Below are 24,178 nucleotides of genomic sequence, written 5' to 3'. Positions count from 1 at the left end.
AGTTCTCAGGCCATTCTCACAGGTAAAAAATAGACTTTTGAAATTAGACAATCTGTCTAATGTAACGAAAAAACGAATTGACTATAGTTTGAATATAATATGTCAGGAAACTTAACTCAAATTGGAGTGTGATTAACGATTTTTATCGGCTTGAAGTTTATTTTACTACAATAATTCTTACAAGTATGCAAAATATTAAGGCGATCATCGTAATAATGTTATATTATATAACATAAATCGAAGCCGAGAGTGGAAGCTACTTTGGCCAGAAGGAGGGGTACCCAATGGAGCAATCTTCACCGTTAACCACATTTACACCTGAGCTGTTCATGCGTAATTTTGCCGAGGCAGAGCCGGGGCTTACCCGCAAGGGAGCTATCGAAGAATCTAACCGCTGTCTGTACTGCTATGATGCGCCGTGTATCCAGGCCTGTCCGACCAGCATCAATATCCCTTCCTTCATCAAAAGAATCGCTACCGACAATCTCAGAGGGGCGGCGCAGACCATCATGGACGCTAATCCGGTCGGCGCAAGCTGCGCACGGGTATGTCCTACGGAGGAGCTGTGCGAGGGGGCCTGTGTGCTGAACGGCGCTTCCGCACCGATTGAGATTGGCCTATTGCAGCGGTATGCCACGGACTGGGCGATCCGCAGCGGGCTCCAGCTTTTCCGGGCAGGTGAGCCTAACGGCAAGAAAGTAGCGGTGATCGGCGGAGGACCGGCAGGTCTGTCGGCGGCCAGAGAGCTGGCGCGCGAAGGCTTCCAGGTGGTGATCTATGAGGCGAAGCCGCTGGCCGGAGGCCTGGATACCCACGGGATTGTCTCCTTCCGGCTGCCGCAGGATATTTCGCTCTGGGAAGTGGAGCAGGTGGAGAGGCTGGGCGTAGAGATCCGCACGGGAATGAAGGTGGGCGTGGATATTTCCATAGAAGAGCTTAAGGCCGGATATGATGCCATTGTGCTGGCGGCCGGGATGGGGTACGTCCCTCCGCTGGGGATTGAAGGCGAGAAGCTGTCCGGTGTCTATGATGCAATTGAGTTGGTGGAGACCACCAAGACCGGGATTCCTGCCCTGGAGCTGATGGGACAGCGTGTGGCTGTCATTGGTGCAGGCAATACGGCCATTGATGCGGCCACCTGCTCGGTGCGGCTCGGCGCGGCGAACGTGAAGATGATCTACCGCCGGACTCGCGGGGAGATGACGGCTTATGATTTTGAATATGAATTCGCCAAGCAGGAGGGTGTGGAGTTCAACTGGCTGACGCTGCCGAAGCGGATTGTCGGGGATGAGCAGGGGAATGTCGCGGCACTGGAATGTGTGCGGATGGAGCTGAGCGGTGAGGCCGGGCCGGATGGACGCCTGTCTCCCGTGCCGGTGGCAGGCTCGGAATTCCTGCTCCCGGTGGATGCTGTAGTGGTGGCTATCGGCCAGAAGCGGCGGATGGACCTCATTGAGGCGCTGGGGCTTAAGCATAAGCGGGGGGTAGTGGAGATTGATCCCGCGACCGGCCGTACCTCTGATCCGCAGATTTATGCTGCCGGCGATATTGTTTTTGGGGCAGGAACGGGGGAGGCCATGGTGGTCTCAGCCGCGCAGCAGGGCAAGGATGTTGCCTATGCGATTGTGAAGCAGTGGTCAGGCCGTCAGGATGGCGTAGTCGGCTCTGCCGTATAAAGCGTATTTCTTAGAAGGGGAGGGAATGGCAATGGCAGATCTCAGTATTGATTTTGCAGGCATCAAGTCACCGAATCCGTTCTGGCTGGCCTCTGCGCCGCCTACCAATACAGGCTATCAGGTGCAGCGTGCGTTCGAGGCAGGCTGGGGAGGCGCGGTGTGGAAGACGCTCGGAGAGCCGGTCATCAATACCTCGGCCCGGTTCGCCGCCGTTCATTTTGGCGGCCAGCGTGTAGCGGGCTTCAACAATATTGAGCTGATTACCGACCGTCCGCTGGAGGTCAACCTGAAGGAAATCTATGAGACGAAGCGGAGATTCCCGGACCATACGATCATTGCTTCCCTGATGGTGGAGCCGAAGCGGGAGAAGTGGCATGAGATTGTGAAGCGCGTGGAGGCCATCGGGGTAGACGGTCTGGAGCTGAACTTCGGCTGTCCGCACGGCATGGCTGAACGCGGCATGGGCGCGGCTTCGGGCCAGCAGCCTGATTTGGTGCAGGCGCAGACCGCCTGGGTCAAGGAGGTGGCAACCACCCCGGTCATTGTGAAGCTGACGCCGAACATCACCGACATTACCGTGGTGGCCCGGCACGCCGTCAAGGGCGGAGCGGATGCGATCAGCCTGATCAATACCATCAACAGTCTGGCCGGGGTGGACATCCACAGCTGGAATACGATTCCGAATGTCGGCGGCCAGGGAGCGCACGGCGGTTATTGCGGCCCGGCTGTCAAACCGATTGCCCTTAGCATGGTGGCAGAATGTGCCCGGGACCGTGAAGTCGGCGTACCGATCTCCGGCATCGGCGGCATCTCCACCTGGCAGGATGTCGTCGAATTCATGCTGATGGGCTCGACAGGGATTCAGGTCTGCACAGCGGTTATGCATCATGGCTTCAGGATTGTGGAGGAGATGATCGACGGTCTGAACCATTACCTGGACGAGAAGGGGCTGGCTTCGGTAACCGAGCTGATTGGCAAGTCGGTGCCTAAGTATTCCAACTGGGGCGATCTTGACCTTAACTATCAAGTCGTTGCGCGGATCAACGAGGAGAACTGTATCAACTGCAATAAATGCCATATTGCCTGTGAAGACGCCTCTCATCAATGCATCGATATGCTGACGAATGCGGAGGGCAAGGCGATTCTGCAAGTGCGTGAGGAGGATTGTGTGGGCTGCAATCTGTGTTCGATTGTCTGCCCGGCAGACGGAGCCATTGATATGATTGTACTGGAGGGCGGAGCGGCCCCGATGAGCTGGAATCAGCGCAGCCGGATCATCAGCGGGGTTAACGGTTCTTATTCGGAAGCGGAGGTGGGATAAGATGAAGAAGATCATCAAGCACGGAATTATCGTTACAGCGGCAGATACGTATACGGGGGATGTCCTGATTGAGGATGGAATCATCAGTGGCATCGGCCTGAATCTGGAAGCGCCGGGAGCGGAGATCATTGATGCTTCCGGCTGTTATGTCTTTCCGGGAGGGATTGATCCCCACACCCATCTGGATATGCCCTTCGGCGGTACAGTTACCGCCGATGACTTCGAGACCGGCACGATTGCCGCTGCTTACGGCGGAACCACCACGGTCATCGATTTCTGCCTGACTACGAAGGGGCAGCCGCTCCAGCAGGCTGTAGATACCTGGCATCACAAATCGCAGGATAAAGCGGTCATCGACTACAGCTTCCACCTGATGGTGTCAGAGCTGAATGACAAGGTGCTCAGCGAGCTGCCGCAGATTATCGAGCAGGAGGGCATCACCTCGCTGAAGGTGTTCATGGCCTACAAGAACACGTTCCAGGCGGACGACGGGGTTCTGTATAAGACGCTTCAGGCGGCGAAGCACGAAGGGGCGCTGGTTATGGTGCATGCCGAGAATGGGGATGTCATCGAGTATCTGGTGGACCAGGCGCTGGCCGCAGGAAATACCGATCCGCTCTATCATGCGCTGACCCGTCCTCCTGAGCTGGAGGGCGAGGCGACGGGCCGGGCGGCGTATTTGACCGGGCTGACGGATTCACAGCTCTATGTGGTGCATGTCACCTGCGCCGAGGCGGCCTGGAAAATTGCGGAGGCCCGCAAGAAAGGGCTGCGCGTCTACGGCGAGACCTGCCCGCAGTATCTGGTGCTGGATCAGTCGGCGCTGGCGAAGCCGGACTTTGAAGGCGCCAAGTATGTCTGGTCCCCTCCGCTGCGCGAACAGTGGAACCAGGAGGTCCTCTGGGATGCCCTCTGGAGCGGGACGCTGCAGACCATCGGCTCTGACCAGTGCTCGTTCAACTTCAAGGGGCAGAAGGAGCTGGGACGGGGAGACTTCTCGAAGATCCCGAACGGTGGGCCCACCATCGAAGACCGGTTCAGTGTCCTCTACTCCGAAGGGGTGCAGAAGGGCCGGATCACGCTCAACAAATTCGTGGATATCATCGCCACCTCAAGCGCCAAGCTGTTCGGCCTGTTCCCGCAAAAGGGTACGATTGCCGTGGGCAGCGATGCTGATATCGTGATCTTCGATCCGGCAGTGGAACGGACACTGTCGGCAGAGACCCATCATATGAATGTGGACTATAATGCGTTCGAGGGGCTGGAAGTCAAGGGAGAGCCGGTCTCTGTGCTGAGCCGGGGAGAGTTCGTGATCCGGGACAAAGTATTCGTCGGTGCCGCAGGCCAAGGCAAATACCTGCACCGCAAGCGCTTCGAGGCCGAAGCTCCCCATCCGGCCCAGGCAGAAATCAGCGGAGGAGTGGTCTGAGATGTCAGCATTTGCAGAGTTCGACCGGGAACGGCAGGAAATCGACAATCTTGTCGGGCTGGGCTATAACGTTGCCGGAATCTATGAGGATCTGGACGGTGCCAGGGTTACCTTCATCCGCAGGGAGCCGGCCGGCGGGCCGGTGGAGCTGCTGCTGCTCACAGCGGACGCGCGCAAGCATGTGACGACGCTGCTTGTTGGCGGAAGCAGACCTGTGGAGTCGATTGAAGCCCAGGCGTAAACCGGAATAACGGAGATCAAGCTCCGAACGTCTCTGACGTTGGCTTGGTCTTTTAGTTACGTTTAGGAGAGTAAGAGTTTATAATGTATGCGGAAAACCGAATACAATCTCATGCCCCTCATGGCTAATGCTGTATCCCTCTAATTTGCAGGTTGGCATTGAGTTCATCCGTACGGAATTCATGGCGCAGGATAGACATGATCTGGAGTGACTCAAATCCACCCTCCGTCCGGATACATTCGCGGAGGGTGCCTTCCTTTTTGAAGCCGGCCGCTTCATAGACATGCTGCGCTCTGACATTGTAATCCTTAACGTCGAGCCACAGCCGGTGCGTATCCGTGAGATTGAATGCCCAATGGATCAGCAGCTTCAGCGTAACTGTTCCGTAGCCGCGTTCCTTGGTCTGTATTACAATCCGCTTGATACAGAGTGTGAGATTAGGATATGTATATACACCATAGTACAAGAAATATAGACGGCAGCTAATGATGTAAGGGATATGTATGTGGATGGAGCTGCCGCAGTTGCAGGGTACACTGCTACGTCAGACGGTTAACGGACTCCAGTGCAGAGAAGACGGAGACGGACGGAGATTGGGTGATTTCGATCCTTGCCGGGGCGTTCGCTGTGACATCGGGCGAGTAGAGATAGATGCTATTCGCGGCTTCAGAGGTGCGGATTCTGGTGAATTCATTGGCCAGGCTGATCGTTGAGGAGGAGGCAAGCGTAAGTTCTTTGACCCTCAGCTTGAACGTGACCAGAGTCTGATCTACTGCCGGAATCGCCTGCTGCCCGCTGCCCGCTTCAACCTGAATATCAATGCCGCGCATACTTGTGTTTTTTCCGAGATAGATACTGCCATCCACAGGACTCTGGAAATTGAACTGGAACAGGTTATCGACCTCATTGCCAGCCGTATAATTTCCTTCCGTATAGACCGAATGCTGTGTATATTCAAGGTTATCAAATACCTGGCTGTCATATTGGATAATGAAGTTAAGATAGCTGTAGCCAAGGTCATTTGGCGCGAAGTCTTTTAAATGCACCAGCACGGTAACTTCATCCCCCGGATTATAGGCCTCTTTGTCAGTGGTCACTTCAACAGACATCGCAGGAGCGGTGGTATCCACTGCAGCCTCACGAATCATGGACATCATAAGCGGCAGTACCTTCATCCCTCTGATTGCCCGCTTGAATCTATTCCTTTTATTCATGTTACATCCCCCATTGCCATCATAATGATGCATCCCTATGCACGAATGATCTTGTATATGAACAATGGTAACAATTGTCACTGATAAAATACTGATAAACGTCGAACCATGGCGTAAAATATCGAAAAAATGCCGGGATTATAAATAAAATTCTAAAGCTCCTCTAGCCCATGCAGGAATTTCATCTCTGCAAAAGCCGATTTGTGAGTTCTGGATTTCCATCACCACCTCAGGTTCACTGGTGTTGTCGATAATGGTGACTTCATCTGAGATCTCTAATGCAGGTTTCAGGTTGCTCAAGGATTCACCGTATCTCCAGCGGATATCTTTTTCGGCAATCCAATGCCCTCCTTGCTCCACTCTTGAAGCTACCCGATCTATATGCATTTGCACATCCTGTAATCCAATATAATACATGACGACTTTATAACCTTGTTGCTTAGCTGTCTTCATGTGACGTAAGACAAAACTTCCCGATAGAGTAGTTTCTATAGCGAAGTTTTCTTTACGACTGATTAGTTCCCTTATTTGCTTTACAGCCTCTCGTCCAGCAGACAGATCTGCACTTCTGGGATTTTCCGGATTAATCCTCTTAGCAATCTGGTCCGGATCAATAATGGTTCCAACATAGTCCCTCAACTGGAAACTAATTGTGCTTTTTTCCAGCTCCATTAGTTCCGGCAAAAACCGTCATTACAGATTTAGATTCACTCATGACTAACAAGCTCAGTCCGGTTACCGGCTACATCATAAGTAATTTCGAATTTTTGACCAGTGGCATCTTCACGAATTCGTTTCCCGTTTTTTATATAATAGATGGAAGCTCCTGCTTTCTTGGCTTCTGCGACTGCATGCTGGTTTGCCTTTTTTAGTAACCGTTGTAATTCTTCTCTTTGGGGCAGCATTAGGATAGCACCTCACTTGAATATTGGGATTTATTTTATGATAGTATAACACAACCCAATTCCCCCCCTGAAAATACCCCGACCCTATTTACCCAGCCGCCGGTATTCGTCGACGAACCAGTCCGGCAAGGCGTCGCCGGTCTCTGCAATGTAGGATTCACTGAACTGGGTGAATTTGCGCTGTGCGCGCAGGGGTTTGGCGGTTTCGTAATAGATCGCAATCAGCCGCAGGGCGTAGCTCTCCTCCAGCGGCTCCAGCTCCGTCAGGCGCATGGCGTAATCTTCGGCCTCGTGTGGCCGTGCAGCCTGCACCAATCCCAGGGTAAGCTGCTCCAGCAGCTTGAGGTACAGCCGGCGGTATTTGTCACGGGCGGAATACACCCAGAGGCTGTCCAGCGACTGAAGCAGATCACCGGTGTACAGAGCGGCGGCCTGCTGCATACCCTCTAGCTGGCTGCTTTGCAGCGCAAGCGCCGCAGCTTCCTGGAATTTCTCAATGTCCCCCTCAATCCCCCTCGATTCCAGCCTGTAGTTTTCCCTGCCGAAGGTCAGCTCAATCTTGTCCTCCAGCGCGGCTTTCTTCAAGGTGGTGCGGATCTGGTAGACCGTAGTGTGCAGATATTGCTTGCCCTTCTCGTAATTCCACTGCGGAAACACATCATTCAGAATGACGCTGACACTGCCCTGCCTGTGAATCCACAGATACGCAAATAATTCCTGTGCCTTATGTGTCCTCCACTTCACCAAGCCCTGAGGGCTGGTTAGCTCATAATCCCCCAGGAGCCGGAACGCAGTTGTCCTCCCGGCTGCTCCAGTTGCTTCGGCTGCTCCGGCAACCCCAGGCGCTAGACGCTTACTGAGCAGCTTGTTCCAGGTCTTGAGCAGCCGCGAAGGATCAACGGGCTTCAGCAGATAATCCATCGCAGACAAGTCGAAGGCTTCGACAGCATAATTCCGGTAGGCGGTTACGAATACGATGTCTGTGTCCGGAGATACCGGCAACAGCTTCTCGGCAAAAGTGAGACCGGACAGCTCCGGCATCTGGATGTCCAGGAATAGAACATCCGGCTTCAGTTCGGAAGCAGCAGCGAGGGCTTCGCGCGGGTTATCGTACGTCAGGACAGAGGATACTCCTTCACACTGGAGCAGCAGCCGCTTCATCTGATCCAGTGCCGGCCATTCGTCATCAATTACCATTACAGAGATGCTCATACTCAGGAGACCTCCTCCTTCCATGGGATTGTTATCAGTACATCTATACCTCCGCTGGCTCCCCGGGTAAGAATCAGCGGACGCCCGAACTGTGTGAGCAGCCGGCGGTTAATGTTCCGAAGGCCGATTCCGGTGCCTTCGCCATGCGAAGACCGGTAGTCGTCCTTCATCCACGAGGATAGCTGTTCATCGCTCATTCCCTTTCCGTTGTCCGAGACGGTGATCAGGATATCACCGCCCTCCTGCCGGGTGGAGATGATCACTGTTCCTCCGTCAATTTTCTCCATCAGTCCGTGACGAACAGCATTCTCTACAATGGGCTGCACAATCAGCGGCGGCAGCGGGAATTCACTAACCTCAATATGATACTCGGCATTCAGCCGCTTCCCGAACCGGGCCTGCTCCAGTGACAGATAGGCTTCGATCAGCTCCAGTTCCTTCTCAAATGGAATGGCGGTCTCCTGGTTGCTGAAGTCGAAGCTGCCACGCAGGAAATGGCTCAGATCGTATAGCAACAGCTGCGTCTTCTCGGTGTCACGCGTACTCATCCAGATGATTGTATTAATAGCGTTGTACAGAAAATGCGGCTTGATCTGCGCACGCAGCATGGCGATCTCCGAGCTGAGCCGCTCGGAGACAGACCGCCTTAGCTGAACCAGCGTGTTAACCCGTCCCTTAAGATCGCTCCAGATATAAGGCTTATGGATAAAATCATTGGCTCCGGCGCGGAAGGCCGCCTCGTTGAAGTGAAGCTGCTGCCCGGCTGTAGCCATCAGGATCGGCAGGTCCAGCGGGGTGTAAGTCTGACGGATGATCCTGCATAGCTCAAGGCCGGACATCTCGGGCATCATAACATCGATCATACAGAGATCGAAATTACGGTCCACAGCCAGCAGCGCAAGCGCCTCCTTGCCGCTGCTGCGGCTTGCGATGCTGTAATTCTCCAGCGACAGCAGGTTGGTCAGAGCCTTCAGGTTGGCATAGTCGTCATCTACGATCAGGATACGCGGCGCATAGGGAACGGCTTGTCCGCTGGACTGCGGCGGATCAGCCGACCGGTATTTCCAGAGGTCATCCAGCATTTCCGGCTGGGTATACGCTTGTCTTAAGAGCGCCTGTTCTCCGGCTTGGGCGGCAGCGGCGGCTTCCGCCTCGTTGCCCGGAAGCGTGAAGGTGAATGTGCTGCCCCGGCCAACCCGGGAAGAGACGGAGATGCTCCCGCCATGCAGCTCTACCAGCTTACGGCTGATCGCAAGGCTCAGTCCGAGGCCTCCGGTCTCAAGGGAATCGGCCTCGCTCAGCTGCTCATAGTCATGGAAGATACACTCCAGCTGATCCTCGGGAATGCCCTTGCCGGTATCGGTGACAGCAATGGAGAGGAACTCCTCCTGCCAGGCGGCCTCGATGACCACGCTGCCGCGGTCCGTGAATTTCAGTGCATTATCCAGCAGGCTATAGAGGATCTGCATCAGCCGCTGTTCATCAGCCTGGACCAGGAAGCGGCCCGGCGGGATGTGATTTTTGATGCGGATGCTGCCCTTCTTGTTCAGGAACTGGAAGACCTCAATGACAATGGCTGCCACCCCCTGGACATCGACAGTCCCCCATTGCAGGGTGATGCGCTGGCGCTTGATCTGCTCATAATCGAGAATATCCCTGACCAGGAAGGCCAGCCTTCTGCCAGTACCGAGAATCAGCCGCATATCCTCCCGCTGGGACGGGCTTAGCGGTCCTCCGGCTCCCTCATGCATGGATAAAGCCACGTTAATGATGGCATTCAGCGGCGTACGCAGCTCGGCGGAGGTCTTCAGCAGGAACTCATCCTTATCCCTGTCCTTGCGCTCCAGCTGCCGGGACAGCTGCTTAATGGTCTCGTAGGCATGGGCGTGGCGCGCAGACAGGAACAGCCCTTCGGCAAGAATGAAGATCGGACCGGCTACCGGCGGAACAGCGTAGAGTTCGGTACCGAAGAACAGATTGCTGGCTAAGGATAAGGTGAACATGACTGCGGCAATCACACCGATCAGTAGATAGTTAGAACCGGTCTCCCTCAGCCAGGCAGCCTTGACCATGACATAGAAGGTATAGCAGACAGAGATGAAGCTGAAGGCCAGCAGCACCCCTGTAATCCGCGAATATACAGGCAGTGTGGTGAACAGTACAATGGTGCAGAAGCACAAGGCATATACGAAGCAGATCCGCTTGAAGAGCCGGGAATACAGTGCGGGAAACAAAGAATGGGTATAGCTGGACACGCAATAGAACCCGACTACACCCGACACCGCCTGCAGCTTGCTGAATCCTTCATAGGAGAGGGATGGAAGGTACTCGAAGAGCAGCTTCTCACTGTGAGTCAGCATGTAGAGGGCGATCACGAAGCAGTAGACAGCCAGCTGGAGCGAAGACTTGTCCTCTTTGCGCTGCAAGCCCTGGCCGATGAAATAGCAGCCGATAAAAGCAAAGCCTGCCACCAGCAAAGTGTCGTAGGTCCGGTTCCGCTGGTCGATGGCAGCTATAGCAGCAGGCGTGCCGATCCGGATAGGCTCCGCAATGCCTCCGTTTGAATAAGTGAAATTGGATGTATGTATCAGAATCTCCGCCAGGTTATCCTTGCTGTGAAAAATCAGGGAATACGGATGATTGCGCGGCTTGGTGGTCTCCCGGGATTCCCCCGGCGTTCCGCTTCCGCCCAGCCGCTCGCCATTTACATATACTTCGCTGGCATTGCGGATATTGCTCACCTTGAGGGCGAAGGCGGGAACCTCCGGCGGCAGCTGAACCAGCAGACGGTAGGTTGCATATCCGTAGCGGGAGAAGCCGGTAGCCTCCGATGCCCGGCCCCAAGCGCCGGGCACGGACATATAGGCCGGTGCCTCTGCTGTTCCGGATAAGGTATCCAGCGGTTCCAGCAGCTCCTGCCAATAGAATTCCCACTTCCCTTCAAGCGGGTAGACGGCAGAATTATCGAAGGTGCAGGAGGATAAATCGGCCCATCCTGACCTTGGGCTGTAGCAGGCAGACGAGGAGCCGAGCAGGGGGATCAGCGCCACTGCGGCGAGCAGGCCGATGCATAACAGGGCGAGCACTCTTTTGGCCAGCAGACTATAATCAAATGTTCTCATAATTTCATCATATCTCCGGCAGCTTGCGCTTGTCCAGCCTGTTGATTACATATCCTTCTATTTCCCGCTGATACGGTATCGTCCATAAATTAGACAGTAAAGCCGCGTCCGATTGGCATCAGAGAAGCAGAAAGTATTGTATAATTGAAGCTCACTAGAGTACTTGAGGAGCGCTGAAGAAATGTTCTATATAGATATCATGTCATGGCTGACCGAGGAGCGCCTGTTGCAGCTGCTGGAGCAATACCGCTCGTTCGGGCCGCTGCCGGGTGTGGGGCTTACCTTCATGAAATCGTTCGTACCTCCGCTGCCGACTATAGCGATTGTAGGGCTTAATGGGGCGGTGTACGGGTTATGGCTGGGGTTCCTGTATTCCTGGATCGGTCTGGTCGCAGGCTGCACGGTCACCTTCCTGATTATCCGCAAGATTGCCGGACATCCCTACCTCACCAAATGGGCCAAGCGGCCCAAGGTAGCCAAAGCGATGACCTGGGTCCGCCAGAGCGGGTTCAGCTATGTGTTCCTGCTTAGCCTGTTCCCGGTGGGTCCGTTCGTGGTGATTAATATGGCGGCGGGTCTGGCCGGAATGCGGCTGCGTTCCTATCTGATTGCACTGTGTGCCGGCAAAGCCATTATGGTATTTGCGGTATCCTACATCGGCAATGATGTGCAGCGGTTCATCCGTCATCCGGCGGAAATCATCTATGTGCTGCTGTTTATCGGAGCTTCTCTGTGGGGGGTTAAAGCGATTGAAGCCAGGTTCGCCCGGCTGGCGCGGGAGCGGGAGCTGCGCGGCCAAGCGCCGCTACAGCACAAATAATTCACGAATCTCCCCGTCCTCTGTAACGCCTCTCTCCCCGGTATGAAGCCAGCTATTGGTGACAGCATTATAGCGGTAATCCTTGCTCCATTCTCCAATATTGCTGACGATAGACTGTACGGCGAAGACCATATGCTCCACCTCCCGGTCCGTCATGATCGGGTGCAGGGACAGGCGGATCCAGCCCGGCTTCAGCGACTGGTCTCCGGCGTGGATCGCCTGGATAAACGCCTGGGATTGCGCCGGGTTCAACCCTAGCAGCTGATGGCCGTACGGACCGGCGCAGGAGCAGCCGCCACGCGCCTGAATGCCGAAGCGGTCATTCAGGAGCCGTACCGCGAGATTGTAATGAATCTCCTTCAGCGTGAAGGAGACAATGCCATGCCGCTTACGGTGTACGCCCTCCAGCACGGAGCAGCCGGGAATCTGCGCCAGCCCTGAGAGCAGCTTCCGGCATAGCTCTTGTTCACGGACGATCATATATTGTCCGGTTCCGTTCATCTGCTCCTTCAGCTTCACGCAGAGGGCGGTGCGGATCGCCTGCAGGAAGCCGGGGGTGCCCCCGTCTTCGCGGACCTCAACATCATCGATGTAGCGGCGTCCGCCCCAGCGGTTCACCCATACCACGGTGCCGCCGCCGGGCTCATCCGGCAGCCGGCCGGTGCAGAGCGCGGTGTCGAACAGCAGCACGCCACCGGTTCCCGGGCCGCCGAGGAATTTATGCGGCGAGAAGAAGATGGCGTCCAGCTTCTCCTGCGGGGCTGCCGGATGCATATTGATCTCCTGATAAGGGGCGCTGGCTGCAAAATCCACGAAGCATACCCCGCCATGCCGGTGCATGAGCGCAGCGAGCTGATGATACGGGGTCTCCATGCCGGTGACATTGGAGCAGGCGGTGAAGGAGCCGATCTTGAAGCGGCGGTTCCGGTAGATCGTCAGTAGCTCCCCGAGCTGCTGCAGATCCACCTCTCCTCCTGGCCCGGATGGAACGGTAACCACATCGCCGAAGCTCTCCTGCCAGGGCAGCAGATTGGAATGATGCTCCATATGACTGATGAAGATAACCGGGCGCTCCTCCGGTGCGCAGAGGGTTTCCTGCTTCAGCCATTCCGGCAGCTTCAGGCCCATAATCCGCAGCAGCTTGTTCACCGCGCCGGTGGTGCCGTTGCCGCAGAAGAGCAGGGCATCTGTGGGGGCGGCGTTCACATGCTGCCGGATGATGCTCCGTGCTTCATGATAAGCCAGGGTCATGGTCAGGCCGGTGGTGTTGGAGTCGGTGTGCGGATTGCTGACATAGGGGCCGAAGGTCTCTTGTATTTTGCGCTCAATCGGCTCATACAGTCGGCCGCTGGCCGTCCAGTCGGCGTACAGCAGCGGCTGCCGTCCGTAGGGGGTGGAGATCAGATGGCGGCTGCCGACAGTGTGCTCACGGAATGCCGCGAAATGCTCTTGCAGTGAAGACGGCGCGTCTGCCGCAGCGGCGCGGTGGATACTCAGCACGGACAATCCCTCCAGACAATGAATGCTCTATCATTTGAGACGGATTCCGGCAGGCGCTGGTGCTGCGCAAGGCAAGTATCGTGTGAGTCGCAGCCTCTGCATGCCTGCCGGGGGTAACCAATCCGTCTTCGTCTGCCTCAGTATATGCCCGGTGGCGTAATTAGGTTAAAGCCCATAGCCATCAGATGAAGAGCTGGATATCGCTCTCCAGCGCATCCTTCAGATACGCGGCGGCATCGATAATCTCCACCTCGGGCAGCAGCTCCTCCGGCTTGAAGCCCATGATCTCCACCGAGAGCTTGCAGGCGTAGAACTTGATGTTCTTTTTGCGCGCGCCCTTCAGGAAATGTATAAGCTTCGGTGCTCCTTGATCCTCCATCATCTCCTCCAGCATCAGCTTGCCGAGCCCGCTGAAGTTCATCCGCGAGAGCGGAAGCTGCTCCGGTCCCTTGGGAGTAATGACATCCATCAGCTTCTCATAGATACTCTTATCCTCTAGCGTCATAGTCTCCGGGTCCCGGACGAGAAACAGCCCCCAGAACGAGAAGAACATCGTAACCTCCACCTCAATATCCCTGGCCGCATTCGCCAAAATCAGCCCGGCCATCGCCTTGTCATACTCCCCGCTGAACATCAGCAGATTCAGTTTTTTGCCCATTCATCAGCCCTCCATCGGTATCCATAGAATGTCATTAGTATGGTTAGGGAGAGGGAAAGTATGCCTGCCGCCCGGCCGGAAGACACAGAAAAGGCTCCCTGGCGGGAGCCTGAAACGTAAATATAAGCTGGTACAGCGGCGTATGGCCGAATGTATGCGAAAAACAGCATACATTGTGCTCACATAATCTACTGGATGCGGATAGAGAGAGGGGCGAATGGTTACCGTGTCCCTCACTGCTCCTCTCCCTGCTCAGCCTCAGCCCGGCGGGCATTGTCATAGCGGCGGGCGGACAGCCAGATGCTGCCGGTGAACAGGACGATCAGGCCGAGGATAATGCCGAAGCGCCAGTCTCCGGCCTTGAAGTTGAGCTGAAGGACGGTAAGCACCAGGGCGACCTGGGTCCAGACGAGGGTCCGTTTGCGGAAGGCGGTAATGTCTCCGGCCATCTTCGGCATGCCGCGGATAATCCGGTACGCCAGGAGGGCGAGGATCAGCGCAAACAGGGCGGTTCCGGCCATTTCGCCGGTAGTCAATCTATTCATGGTCTCAGAATCCTTTCGGGTTAACATCGGATGAAGCTAATTATAACGATCCCCATACCCGCGTGCAAAGCATCCGGACAGCTTCAGGAGAACAGCTTGCGGATCTCATCGGCAGGCAGCGGAGGGAAGAACAGGAATCCCTGAATATGCGGGCAATTATGCTGCACCAGGAAGGCCAGCTGCTCCTGCGTCTCGACCCCTTCGGCAATCAGGTCATAGCCAAGCTGGGAGGCGACGAAGACGATGGATTTGATGATGGTCTCATCTATGGAGCTGACGCCGATGCCGGTGATGAAGGTGCGGTCAATCTTGATTTTGTTCACGGGAAAATGCTTCAGGTAATTCAGCGACGAATATTTCGTACCGAAATCATCGATGGAGACGATGATCCCGTGATCGCGCATCTGCTGCAGCAGTGGATAATGCTCCTCTAGCAGTGCGGTGCTCTCGGTGATCTCGAATTCGAGCACATCGGTATCCAGCCCGTACTCGTCAAGCACGGCGAACAGATTCTCAATCAGGTTACGGTTGTAGAACCAGCTGTTGGAGATATTGATCGAGGTCCGCAGCAGCGGCATCCCCAGGCTGCGCCACTCGCAGAGCTGGCGGCACACCTCGCGCAGCACCCAATCGGTGAGCTGGATCATCAGGCCGGCTTCTTCAACGGCAGTGATGAACGTCCCTGGTCCAATCAGCCCCTTCTCGGGGTGATTCCAGCGGATCAGCGCCTCTATGCCGATCATTTCCCCTGTGATGGCGTTGATCTGGGGTTGATAATAAAGCACGAATTCTTCCCGTTCCAGGGCGGAGTGCAGATATTTGGCGATCATCGTCTTCTGCTCCAGCTTCTCGCGCAGCTCCCAGTCGAAGATGAAGTAATTGGTGTCCTCCTGCGACTTGGCCTGGTACATCGACATATCGGCGAATTTCAGCAGATCGTCCGTATTCTGCGAATGCTCGGGGTACAGGGAGATGCCAATGCTGGTGGACAGGCTCAGATGCGCTCCCGAGATCAGGAGGGTCTGTGAGATCAGCGTGCTGATCCGCCCGGCGATCACAGGAATATCCGTGTGCGGCAGACCCGCGAAGATCATCACGAATTCATCTCCGCCGGTACGGGCGAACAGCTTGAAGGGCAGGCTCCCGGATTTGAGCCGTCCGGCCAGGGTCTTGATCACCTGATCCCCCGTAGAGTGGCCAAGCGTATCGTTGATCTCCTTGAACCGGTTCAGGTCGAAAAAGAATAAGCTATAGGTCTGTGTGGGCTCCGAGCTCTGCAGCAGACGCTCAAATTCGTCCATGAAGAACCGCCGGTTGGGGATCTCCGTCAGACTGTCGTAGTGCGCAAGCTTTTCATAGAGACGCTTGGAAATACGCAGGTCCCGGGTCCGGATGCTGACCACCCGTTCCAGCTCACGGTTGAAGCGGCTCTGATACCAGAAAATATATAGAATGAAGGCAATCACCAGCAGAAAAGCAATATCGATCCACAGTACGCTGAGCAGTACCTGCCATTTCTTATGCGGGGGCATGGAAGTACCCATCAGCCAGTGCTGATTATAGGTGTTCACGGGAACCGTAAGCAGCGGGTCCTTCGAATGGGCTTCATTGCCGAACAGGAAGGTAAGATCCTTGGTGGTGACAGATATTTTGCTGTCCTTATATACAAGCTGGTTAACGATATTATCCATCTTTACGGTGACGGAGACGATGCCCTCCAGAGAGTTATCCTTATAGATGGCCTGCCGGATCACCATGCCATAGCCGCCCTGGGCAAGTGTGCGCGGACCGTCTATTGTAATGCTGCGGGAGCGGAGCGTTTCTTGGATCATGCCGGGAGAGGCCAGGGAGGAATCCAGCAGCAGGCTTCTGCCGAGCAGTGACGAATTACCTTCAAGCGGGTAGAGGTAGCGGATCAGACCATCCGGAGCGATCATGATATTCGTGACATTGCTGGTGTTCTTGGCGTGTGCGGTGACCAGGTAGCTCTGGATTAGTGCAGGATCGGCATCGAAGCCGACGGTTTGGATAAAGGAGCTGACCCCTTTCACAATGGCCACCCGCTCTTCGATGTTCGAGGCCAGCATGACCGCCTGTGAGGCCAGATCCGCCTTCTCGGCTCTATATTCCCGGGCCAGGGATACGGAATAATAATAGAACAGGCAGAGCTGCAGGATGATGATGAAGCCGATGATGATGCTTAAAGGCTTTTTACTAAGGAAAGCCATGGATTGCCCCCGATACCGGAAAAATAAAAGCCGCAGATGTCAAAGTGTATAATAAGCGGTTCCTAGACCGCAGGGAAATGTCGATAAATGTCGTTTGGGTCTCTATAGCATGTCATTATTATCGTGTTTGCGCAAGGGAATTCCTAACAAAACCCGCCTGAATCCAAAAACGGATAAACACCATCTGCATAAAAGGGCAGTAAGCATTTATCCGAGTCTTTGGAGAGAAGGGCATGGCCCTGCCCGGCTGGAAGCCGGTGCTATTTTTTGAAGATGCCCAGCGGGGCACCAATCGGCAGGAAGGTACGTCCGAAGTGGGCGTTGAGCACAGATGCGCCGCAGCCGTAGAGCGATACGATACCGATAGCCATTTCCGATACGGCAGCCAGCTTGTGGAAGAATTCCGCAGCGACGCCGAACGCATCCATTGAGAGTCCGAGGAACAGAAAGTCGATCAGGATGAAGATAATCAGCAGTACACGGTTTGCCTCAACAGCGCCGAGCGTCATGAAGAGGGTGAACACAAGATATCCTGCAAAAACAAATCCCAGCTGCTTGGGGTCCACGCCCTCTGCCAGCACTGCACCGAATACACCGAGCTTGATCAGCCAGCTTGCCCCCATGCCGAACCAGAAGAACGCATAGGCGCCAAAGGCAGTCATGCCGAAGGTATTGTTGTGCTTGGCATCCTGGATGGATGCGAATAGCTGGGCGAAGGCTCCAAGGAAGATGGCCCATGGAATACAATAGCTGAGACCTGTTGTAATTTCGAGCTTTTGTGAAGAAGCGACCAGGGTAACGATGGCTAGTCCGAATAAGCCGATGGCGCTGGGGTCGGCGGTAACGATTTTGACGGACTGTGCGGTGTGCGATTGCGCTGACATAACAATGAAAGCCTCCAATTTTCATAAGTGTTCGCATAGGATAACAGCACCCTAAGTCGGGTGCTGTTATCAGCCTGCCTATCATATCATATCGCCAGTAGCTTGCCTATAAAAGAAGTCTCTTAACGGCCGGTGTAATAATTACCTTGCTCCAGAAAAGAATACAGTGCCTGGGCCTGAAGCGGCCTGCTGATATAGTAGCCCTGAAGCTCGTCGCTGCCCAGCTCCCGCAGCATATCGAATTGCTCTCTATGCTCAATGCCTTCCGAGACTACGCGCAGCCCCAGATTATGGCTCAGCTCGATAATCGCCTTGACGAGCACATCGCCCTGGGCCTCCCGTGACATCTCGGAGATGAAGGAGCGGTCAATCTTGATCACATCCACCGGGAAGCGGCGCAGATAGCTGAGGGAGGAGAAGCCGGTGCCAAAATCATCCAGCGAGATCCGGAACCCGTGGGCCCGAAGCTGCTGCAGCGACAGGAAGATGCCGTCCCCGGAGACGAGCACGCTCTCCGTGATCTCCAGCTCCAGGCTGGAAGCGGGCAGCTCATACTCATCGAGCAGCTCTAAGAGCAGCTCCAGCAGGCCCGGCTGCATGAGCTGCAGCGCGGAGATATTCACTGCGGCGGTGAGCTCAAGGCCCCGGCTGCGGAAATCGCGCATATCAGAGCAGACCTGGCGCAGCACCCAGCTGCCGATGCCAACAATGGAGCCGCTGCTCTCGGCCAGCGGGATGAATTCGGCCGGGGAGACGGGGCCATAGGCTGGGCTGTGCCAGCGCAGCAGGGCCTCCACCTTGGATACCTGCAGTTGTCCCGCGCCAAGAATCGGCTGGTAGTGCAGCTCGAACTCGTTCCCGGCGGCAGCGGAGAGGAGCTGCTGGGCTAGTACCTTTTTGCGCCGGATGCCTGCTTCCAGATCCTCTGAATACTGGAAAATGTTATTACGGCCGGTCTCCTTGACATGGAACATGGCCAGATCTGCCTGCTTGACCAGATAATCGGCGTCTTCCCCGTTCTGCGGATAAATACTGATGCCGATGCTGGCGGTATTATATAGAAGATGCCCCTTGATCCGGTGCGGCATGGAGAGGGCTTCCTGAATCCGGGAGAGCTGCCGGGCAATGCTGCCTTCATCAGGCACATCATAGAGCAGAATGGTGAATTCATCCCCGCCGAGCCGGGAGACGACATCATGCTTGCCGACAACCTGCGTGATGCGGAAGGCGGTCTCCTTCAGGATGGCATCTCCGAAGTCATGGCCGAGGGTATCGTTCACCGTCTTGAAATGATCCAGATCAATGAAGACCAGCACGATCTGCCTGTCACTTCCCTTGACGGCGGCAATCGCTTCATTCAATTTGTCGAAAAACAGCGAGCGGTTGGGCAGACGGGTCAGCGGGTCCAGCATCGATTGCTGCCGCAGCTCATCCTGGGTCTGCTCCAGTGAATCAATCATCCGGTTGAATTCAACCTCCACTTCACTGAATTCATCCTTGCCGGAGCTGGGAATCCGGATGGAGAGATCCTTGCTGCTGCCGATCATTCGGATGTTGCGTACCAGAGTGGACATCCTTCTCAGAATGAACCGGTTCACGAAGAGGAGGCTGGCACCCAGCATTAGCAGAATGGAGATGAAATAGAACATACGGAAGGTGGAGAGCGACTTGAGCCCGCTGTTGTAGAACTGGCGCGGCTCCTTCAGGGTGAGGACCATCCCGGGATCTTCGAACAGGTCGTCCAGTATGGTGTGGATGGACATCTGCCCGCCCCGGGCGGGGCTGGTCCAGACGCGTTCCCCTCCGCTGTCCGCAAGCAGCGGGGTAGTGAGGCGCGACATCTCCATTGTGGACAGGGTATCCTCCCAGATCTGTGCGATTCCATCCTGGTGCAGCATCCGTCCGGCAATGGCCGTTCCGATGACCGGCTTGTTCTTGCTGCTGTTAAGAATAGGCGTAAGGGTAATTAGCATAGTCCCTTTATCCAGATTAACGAAGCCGCTCCGGCTCTTGCCGGGAGATCCCGGCACAGGCAGACGGCTTCGGATCAGCTTGATTAACGTCAGTTGCTCCTCAGTTAGCGGGGTGACTATTCCTGCCGGAAGGTCGTAGGAGCCGCCGTACAGCGGTTGTCCATCCAGATCAAGCAGGGCAATCATATCGAAATGATTCATTGGATAAGCAGCCGGTTCAAGGCTGCTGCGGATGAAGGCGGCAGCCGTACTGTTGGAGTCCGCAGAGCCGGTAGCCGCTACGTTCTCTATGAAGCGGTAGGTTTCATCCCGGACAGCAACATCAAGGAGTCCCGTTCTCAGGTTGTCCAACTCTTGATGATAAGCTGCGGTAGCCTTGCTCAGGTTGCGCTTCAGCTCTGCCTCGTCCAGCTTCTCGAAGCGGTTCAGCAGAATCACATGAAGCATCAGATAGGTGGCGCCAATGCCGAGGATAGCGACAAAACTAATGAAGATGATTATTTTTTTGCGGAGTTTCATCTGATCCCCTTCATTATTTAAGATTTAATAGGAAATAAGTACCATCGGTTATAGTGTACCACGATTAGGGAATATTTTGCAGCGTAAATCTGCCCGAAGTGTCGAATTTTGATGTATAATAATTTAATGATAATAATTATCAAATAATAATAAAAGGAGATTTTTCTTGGCATGCTGGAGAAGTGGACCTTATTTAAGAAAGCCTCACGGTTTGGAGTGATCCCCGTTATGCTCATACCGGTTATCCTGGGAACAGCCGGGGCCTATGTATGGCAGGGAGTGTTCCATCCGTTTTTATTTGTAATAACGTTCATCGGAGCGGCTGCGGCCCATTTATTCTCCAATATGGTGAATGACCTCTGGGATTTCCGCAACGGCACGGATACAGAGGCGCAGCATACACCTGGAGCCATCTCTACGAACTCCGGGTTTCTGTCCGGGGGCGTCATGCGTGAGTCGCTGTTTGCCCTGCTGACCTGGGGGCTGCTGGCCGTTGCGGCTGGCTGCGGCCTGCTGCTCAGCCTGTACAGCGGCTGGGAAATTCTGTGGTTCGTGGCCGGAGGGGCGCTGATCGCCTATTTCTATGTGGCGCCGCCGCTGCGGTTCGGCTACCGGGGCAAGGGCTACAGCGAGCTTGCCATCTTCCTGGCTTTTGGACTCATGCCGGTGCTTGGCGCTTACTTCGTACAGACCGGAGCATTCAGCCTGAAGCCGGTGCTGTTATCGTTGCCGGGCGGCCTGCTCACAACCCTGCTGCTGTTCAATCATCACTTTCTGCACTGGAGAGCCGACCGGCAGGCCGGTAAGCGCACACTGGTCGTGGTATGGGGGGAGCGCAGAGCGCTGATTTTCTCGCAGGTATTGCTCTACATCTCCTATGCTTCGCTGATTGTATGTGTACTGCTTCATATCTTGCCGGTATACGCGCTGCTCGCTCTGCTTACAGCCATTGCCCCGATACGGATCTACCGCAGCCTCCGGCCGGAGAATCCTTCTGAAGCTTATCTGCCGCTTATGGGTGCCTCACAGCGCGCATCGGTACGCTGCGGGGCGGTCATGACGGCAGCGCTGCTGATCCAGGGGCTATTTTAAAATATAAGAAATGGATAGGCTACTACACTACAGAAAGCGGGAGAATTCATGGACAAGCATCTGCCAGCGAACGAAGGCATGCCTGCAACACAGGGCAAACAAACGGTAATTGGGGATTTCCATACCATTCTGGAGGAAGGAAAGGTCTGGCAGACGGGCGGCTTCAAGCTGCCGGACGGCTCGTTCTGGGCGTATCGTGAGCCGGAAGCAGTGGTGATTGTGCGTAATGAGTATCTGTATGTGCGGGCTCAGCTGAGCCGCCGTCATGATCAGGTGCAGATTCTGGATAATGCCAAGCATATGTACTATTCGGCTCAGCCGGTAGAGATTCCGGAGGAAGGCGAAATCCGCTTCGAGCTCCAGATCCGCGCCCGCACACAGGGCACTGCACCAGGGGATCTGTATGACGGCTATGTGTCGCTGAATTTGCTGGACTTCACCACAGGCGCTGCGCTTGATTTCTTCGCCGGCAACGACAAATACGCCAGTGTGTACGGCATCCTTCCGTTCCCCGGGGTAACCGTACCCGAGACGGGAGGGACCAAATACTTCTGTATTTTCAAGGAGGATACGGACTTCAAGCCGCGCGAATTCAACACGTACACCATCACCTACCACCGGGGCAACAATGAGGCTGTCTTCTATGTGAATGGGAATGAGGTGCGGCGCGAGCGGAATGTGCCCGTGAAATTCAACAGCTTCACCATTGCGCTGGGCATTATGACGGAGAAGGACCTGACCCCGGAAGGCAGCGTGTCGGCGCACGGACAGACGGTTATCGCTGAATGGTCGCCGGTTACTATTACAACCACTGCACAATAACGTGCTCATATGACTGATAAGGATGAATGGCTGTGAATATAAGAACTTTCTTCAAGTTTGTCGAGCTGCCGACGAAGGTGGCCAGTATGCTCCCGCTGCTGCTGGGAACGCTGTATGCCCTGTACCGGTTCGAGGACTTCTATATCCTGCGCTTCGTGCTGATGCTGGTATCCCTCTTAAGCTTTGATATGGCGACAACAGCGATCAACAATTACTATGATTTCAAAAAGGCCGCCAAAACCCATGGCTACGGGTATGAGACCCATAATCCGATTGTCCGCTTCAAGCTGAAGGAGTCTACGGTGGTGGCGCTGATCGTCATTCTCCTTGTGCTGGCGGCAGGCGGGGGCATTGCTCTGGTATTCCAGACCGGACTGCTGGTATTCCTGCTCGGGGGACTCTCCTTCCTGATCGGCATCCTGTATTCCTTCGGACCGATCCCCATCTCGCGGATGCCGCTCGGCGAGCTGTTCTCCGGGCTGTTCATGGGGTTCGTCATTATTTTCATCTCGGCCTATATTCATTCGGATCAGGCGGTGGTCACTCTGCTGCTGAAGGGCGAATGGATCAGCCTGCATATCAATTTCCTTGAGGTGCTGTATCTGTTCTGGTTCTCCGTCCCGGCCATTCTGGGCATTGCGGGAATTATGCTGGCGAACAATATCTGCGATATCGAGGATGATATCGAGAACCGCAGATACACGCTGCCGGTGTACATCGGACGGGAGAATGCGCTGCTGCTGTGGAAGCTGCTCTATTATGTGTCTTTTGCCGATCTGATTGTGCTGGTGCTGCTCGGGGTCCATCCGGTCCTGGTCCTGCTGCTCCTGCTGACCCTGATTCCGCTGCGCCGCAATATTGCACGCTTCTATCAGGAGCAGCATAAAGGCACGACCTTCATTCTGGCGGTGAAGAATTTCGTGCTGATGAGTGCGGCAAGAATCCTTGTGCTGGGTATAGCTGTTATATGGGTCACACTAAGATAAGGAAGGTGTTAACTATGGCAGAGAAGCTTCGCTGGGGAATTATGGGCTGCGCGCAGATTGCCACAGGCTCGGTAATGCCGGCGATCCAGGAGTCCGAGACCGGAGTGATCCGGGCGGTGGCCAGCCGCGGACTCACGAAGAGCAGCAGCGTAGCCGCCGAATTCGGCATTGAGCAGGCATACGGCAGCTATGAAGAGCTGCTTGCCGACCCGGAGGTAGACGCTGTCTATATTCCGCTTCCGAACCATCTCCACTGTGAATGGGTGATCCGCGCGGCTGAAGCCGGTAAGCATATCCTATGCGAGAAGCCGATTGCGCTGAACAGCCGTGAAGCAGCCGAGATGGTAGAGGCCTGCCGGAAGGCGGGCGTTCACCTGGCGGAGGCTTATATGTACCGTCATCATCCGCGCATCAATGAGCTGCAGGTGATTATCGCCAGCGGCGAGATCGGCGCGGTACGTACCATCCGCGGCACATTCACCTACAACGATGCTACGGATACCTCCAACATCCGCTTCAACGCTGCCTGGGGAGGCGGATCGCTCTACGATGTCGGCTGCTACCCGCTCACGGCCGCGCGGCTGCTGTTCGGTACAGAGCCGGAGGCGGTAACCGTGCACGCGCTGTTCTCGCCGGAGCATGATAATGTAGATATGATGGCCTCCGGGCTGGTGGAGTTTCCCGGCGGGAAGAGCCTGATCTTCGACTGCGGGATGTGGGCGTACAACCGCCAGCTCCTGGAGGTGCTCGGTACGCAGGGGCGGATCGAGATTCCGATGCCGTTCAATGCGAGATTCGATGATGCGGAGTTCTTCGTATACGGCGGCGGAGAGCCCCGGCGTGTCGAAGCCGTCGGAGCCAATCCTTACGTCCAGCAGGCCGACCATTTCGCTACAGCAGTCTTCAGCGGCAAGCCCTGGATTGCGGAGGAGGACCCGGTGCTGAATATGAGGCTGATCGAGAGCTGTCTTACATCAGCCCGGAGGCGTGAGCGGATCAGCTTGACGTAATCATTTGTTCCATCTGCTTAT

Annotated in this window: 21 protein-coding genes; 9 read left to right on the top strand and 12 right to left on the bottom strand. The window is 55.3% G+C overall.

All coding sequences use genetic code 11. The features are described from left to right. Positions 1 to 284 precede the first annotated feature (284 nt). The 4 genes from MKY12_RS29890 to MKY12_RS29875 are packed head-to-tail and all read left to right on the top strand — an operon-like array spanning position 285 to position 4,667. Positions 285 to 1,676, top strand: coding sequence for an NAD(P)-dependent oxidoreductase (locus MKY12_RS29890; protein ID WP_339252039.1), 1,392 nt, complete (start codon positions 285 to 287; stop codon positions 1,674 to 1,676). A 31-nt stretch (positions 1,677 to 1,707) separates the two neighbouring features. Beyond that, positions 1,708 to 2,997, top strand: a complete 1,290-nt coding sequence (preA, locus tag MKY12_RS29885; protein ID WP_339252037.1) for an NAD-dependent dihydropyrimidine dehydrogenase subunit PreA — start codon at positions 1,708 to 1,710, stop codon at positions 2,995 to 2,997. 1 nt (position 2,998) lies between these two features. After that, positions 2,999 to 4,426, top strand: coding sequence for a dihydropyrimidinase (gene hydA, locus MKY12_RS29880; protein ID WP_339252035.1), 1,428 nt, complete (start codon positions 2,999 to 3,001; stop codon positions 4,424 to 4,426). A 1-nt stretch (position 4,427) separates the two neighbouring features. Further along, positions 4,428 to 4,667 carry a hypothetical protein gene (locus MKY12_RS29875; RefSeq protein ID WP_339252033.1) on the top strand — a complete coding sequence of 80 codons (240 nt, stop codon included), beginning with the start codon at positions 4,428 to 4,430 and terminating at the stop codon, positions 4,665 to 4,667. A 124-nt stretch (positions 4,668 to 4,791) separates the two neighbouring features. On the opposite strand, the gene MKY12_RS29870 is transcribed toward MKY12_RS29875, so the two are convergent. The 6 genes from MKY12_RS29870 to MKY12_RS29845 form a co-directional block, all read right to left on the bottom strand. Continuing rightward, positions 4,792 to 5,133: a GNAT family protein gene (locus MKY12_RS29870; protein WP_339252031.1), complete on the bottom strand. Its 342-nt coding sequence runs from the start codon at positions 5,131 to 5,133 to the stop codon at positions 4,792 to 4,794. A 73-nt stretch (positions 5,134 to 5,206) separates the two neighbouring features. Next, entirely contained in the window at positions 5,207 to 5,881 is a 675-nt protein-coding gene (locus tag MKY12_RS29865; RefSeq protein ID WP_209868600.1) for a cohesin domain-containing protein, read from the bottom strand. Between the two features lie 138 nt (positions 5,882 to 6,019). Next, complete coding sequence (locus tag MKY12_RS29860; RefSeq protein ID WP_339252027.1) at positions 6,020 to 6,553, bottom strand: hypothetical protein; 534 nt, start codon at positions 6,551 to 6,553, stop codon at positions 6,020 to 6,022. Between the two features lie 35 nt (positions 6,554 to 6,588). Continuing rightward, positions 6,589 to 6,786, bottom strand: a complete 198-nt coding sequence (locus tag MKY12_RS29855; protein ID WP_036728216.1) for a hypothetical protein — start codon at positions 6,784 to 6,786, stop codon at positions 6,589 to 6,591. A gap of 84 nt (positions 6,787 to 6,870) precedes the next feature. Then, positions 6,871 to 7,998, bottom strand: a complete 1,128-nt coding sequence (locus MKY12_RS29850) for a response regulator (RefSeq protein ID WP_339252025.1) — start codon at positions 7,996 to 7,998, stop codon at positions 6,871 to 6,873. A 2-nt stretch (positions 7,999 to 8,000) separates the two neighbouring features. Further along, positions 8,001 to 11,120, bottom strand: coding sequence for an ATP-binding protein (locus tag MKY12_RS29845; protein ID WP_339252023.1), 3,120 nt, complete (start codon positions 11,118 to 11,120; stop codon positions 8,001 to 8,003). A 181-nt stretch (positions 11,121 to 11,301) separates the two neighbouring features. Here MKY12_RS29845 and MKY12_RS29840 point away from each other — a divergent pair, with 181 nt between their 5' ends. Beyond that, entirely contained in the window at positions 11,302 to 11,940 is a 639-nt protein-coding gene (locus tag MKY12_RS29840) for a TVP38/TMEM64 family protein (RefSeq protein WP_036728222.1), read from the top strand. On the opposite strand, the gene MKY12_RS29835 is transcribed toward MKY12_RS29840, so the two are convergent. The 6 genes from MKY12_RS29835 to MKY12_RS29810 form a co-directional block, all read right to left on the bottom strand. Next, positions 11,926 to 13,440: an aminotransferase class V-fold PLP-dependent enzyme gene (locus MKY12_RS29835; protein WP_339252021.1), complete on the bottom strand. Its 1,515-nt coding sequence runs from the start codon at positions 13,438 to 13,440 to the stop codon at positions 11,926 to 11,928. The two genes, MKY12_RS29840 and MKY12_RS29835, sit on opposite strands and share 15 nt — an antisense overlap. Before the next feature lie 181 nt (positions 13,441 to 13,621). Further along, positions 13,622 to 14,098 carry a DsrE/DsrF/DrsH-like family protein gene (locus MKY12_RS29830; RefSeq protein WP_076080972.1) on the bottom strand — a complete coding sequence of 159 codons (477 nt, stop codon included), beginning with the start codon at positions 14,096 to 14,098 and terminating at the stop codon, positions 13,622 to 13,624. Positions 14,099 to 14,331: 233 nt separating this feature from the next. After that, on the bottom strand, positions 14,332 to 14,643 hold the full coding sequence (locus tag MKY12_RS29825; protein WP_339252019.1) for a hypothetical protein: 312 nt from the start codon (positions 14,641 to 14,643) through the stop codon (positions 14,332 to 14,334). Positions 14,644 to 14,726: 83 nt separating this feature from the next. Then, a complete protein-coding gene (locus MKY12_RS29820; RefSeq protein ID WP_339252017.1) occupies positions 14,727 to 16,871 on the bottom strand; it encodes an EAL domain-containing protein in 2,145 nt (714 codons plus the stop codon). Between the two features lie 260 nt (positions 16,872 to 17,131). Then, entirely contained in the window at positions 17,132 to 17,755 is a 624-nt protein-coding gene (locus MKY12_RS29815; protein ID WP_339252015.1) for an acetate uptake transporter, read from the bottom strand. A 122-nt stretch (positions 17,756 to 17,877) separates the two neighbouring features. Continuing rightward, positions 17,878 to 20,247, bottom strand: a complete 2,370-nt coding sequence (locus tag MKY12_RS29810) for an EAL domain-containing protein (protein ID WP_339252013.1) — start codon at positions 20,245 to 20,247, stop codon at positions 17,878 to 17,880. A gap of 171 nt (positions 20,248 to 20,418) precedes the next feature. On the opposite strand from MKY12_RS29810, the gene MKY12_RS29805 reads away from it, so the two are divergent. Genes MKY12_RS29805 through MKY12_RS29790 form a run of 4 tightly spaced genes read left to right on the top strand, consistent with a single transcriptional unit; the run spans position 20,419 to position 24,157 of the window. After that, on the top strand, positions 20,419 to 21,339 hold the full coding sequence (locus MKY12_RS29805; RefSeq protein ID WP_339252012.1) for a prenyltransferase: 921 nt from the start codon (positions 20,419 to 20,421) through the stop codon (positions 21,337 to 21,339). A 48-nt stretch (positions 21,340 to 21,387) separates the two neighbouring features. Beyond that, entirely contained in the window at positions 21,388 to 22,161 is a 774-nt protein-coding gene (locus MKY12_RS29800; protein WP_245367895.1) for a DUF6081 family protein, read from the top strand. A gap of 32 nt (positions 22,162 to 22,193) precedes the next feature. Continuing rightward, complete coding sequence (locus MKY12_RS29795) at positions 22,194 to 23,147, top strand: 1,4-dihydroxy-2-naphthoate polyprenyltransferase (protein ID WP_209868585.1); 954 nt, start codon at positions 22,194 to 22,196, stop codon at positions 23,145 to 23,147. Between the two features lie 14 nt (positions 23,148 to 23,161). Continuing rightward, positions 23,162 to 24,157: a Gfo/Idh/MocA family oxidoreductase gene (locus MKY12_RS29790; protein ID WP_339252009.1), complete on the top strand. Its 996-nt coding sequence runs from the start codon at positions 23,162 to 23,164 to the stop codon at positions 24,155 to 24,157. The last annotated feature ends 21 nt before the right edge of the window (positions 24,158 to 24,178 follow it).

It is taken from the genome of Paenibacillus sp. FSL M7-0896 (genome assembly GCF_037975415.1).
GTDB lineage: Bacteria > Bacillota > Bacilli > Paenibacillales > Paenibacillaceae > Paenibacillus_AQ > Paenibacillus_AQ silagei.
This window is presented reverse-complemented; position numbering and strand designations above follow the sequence as displayed.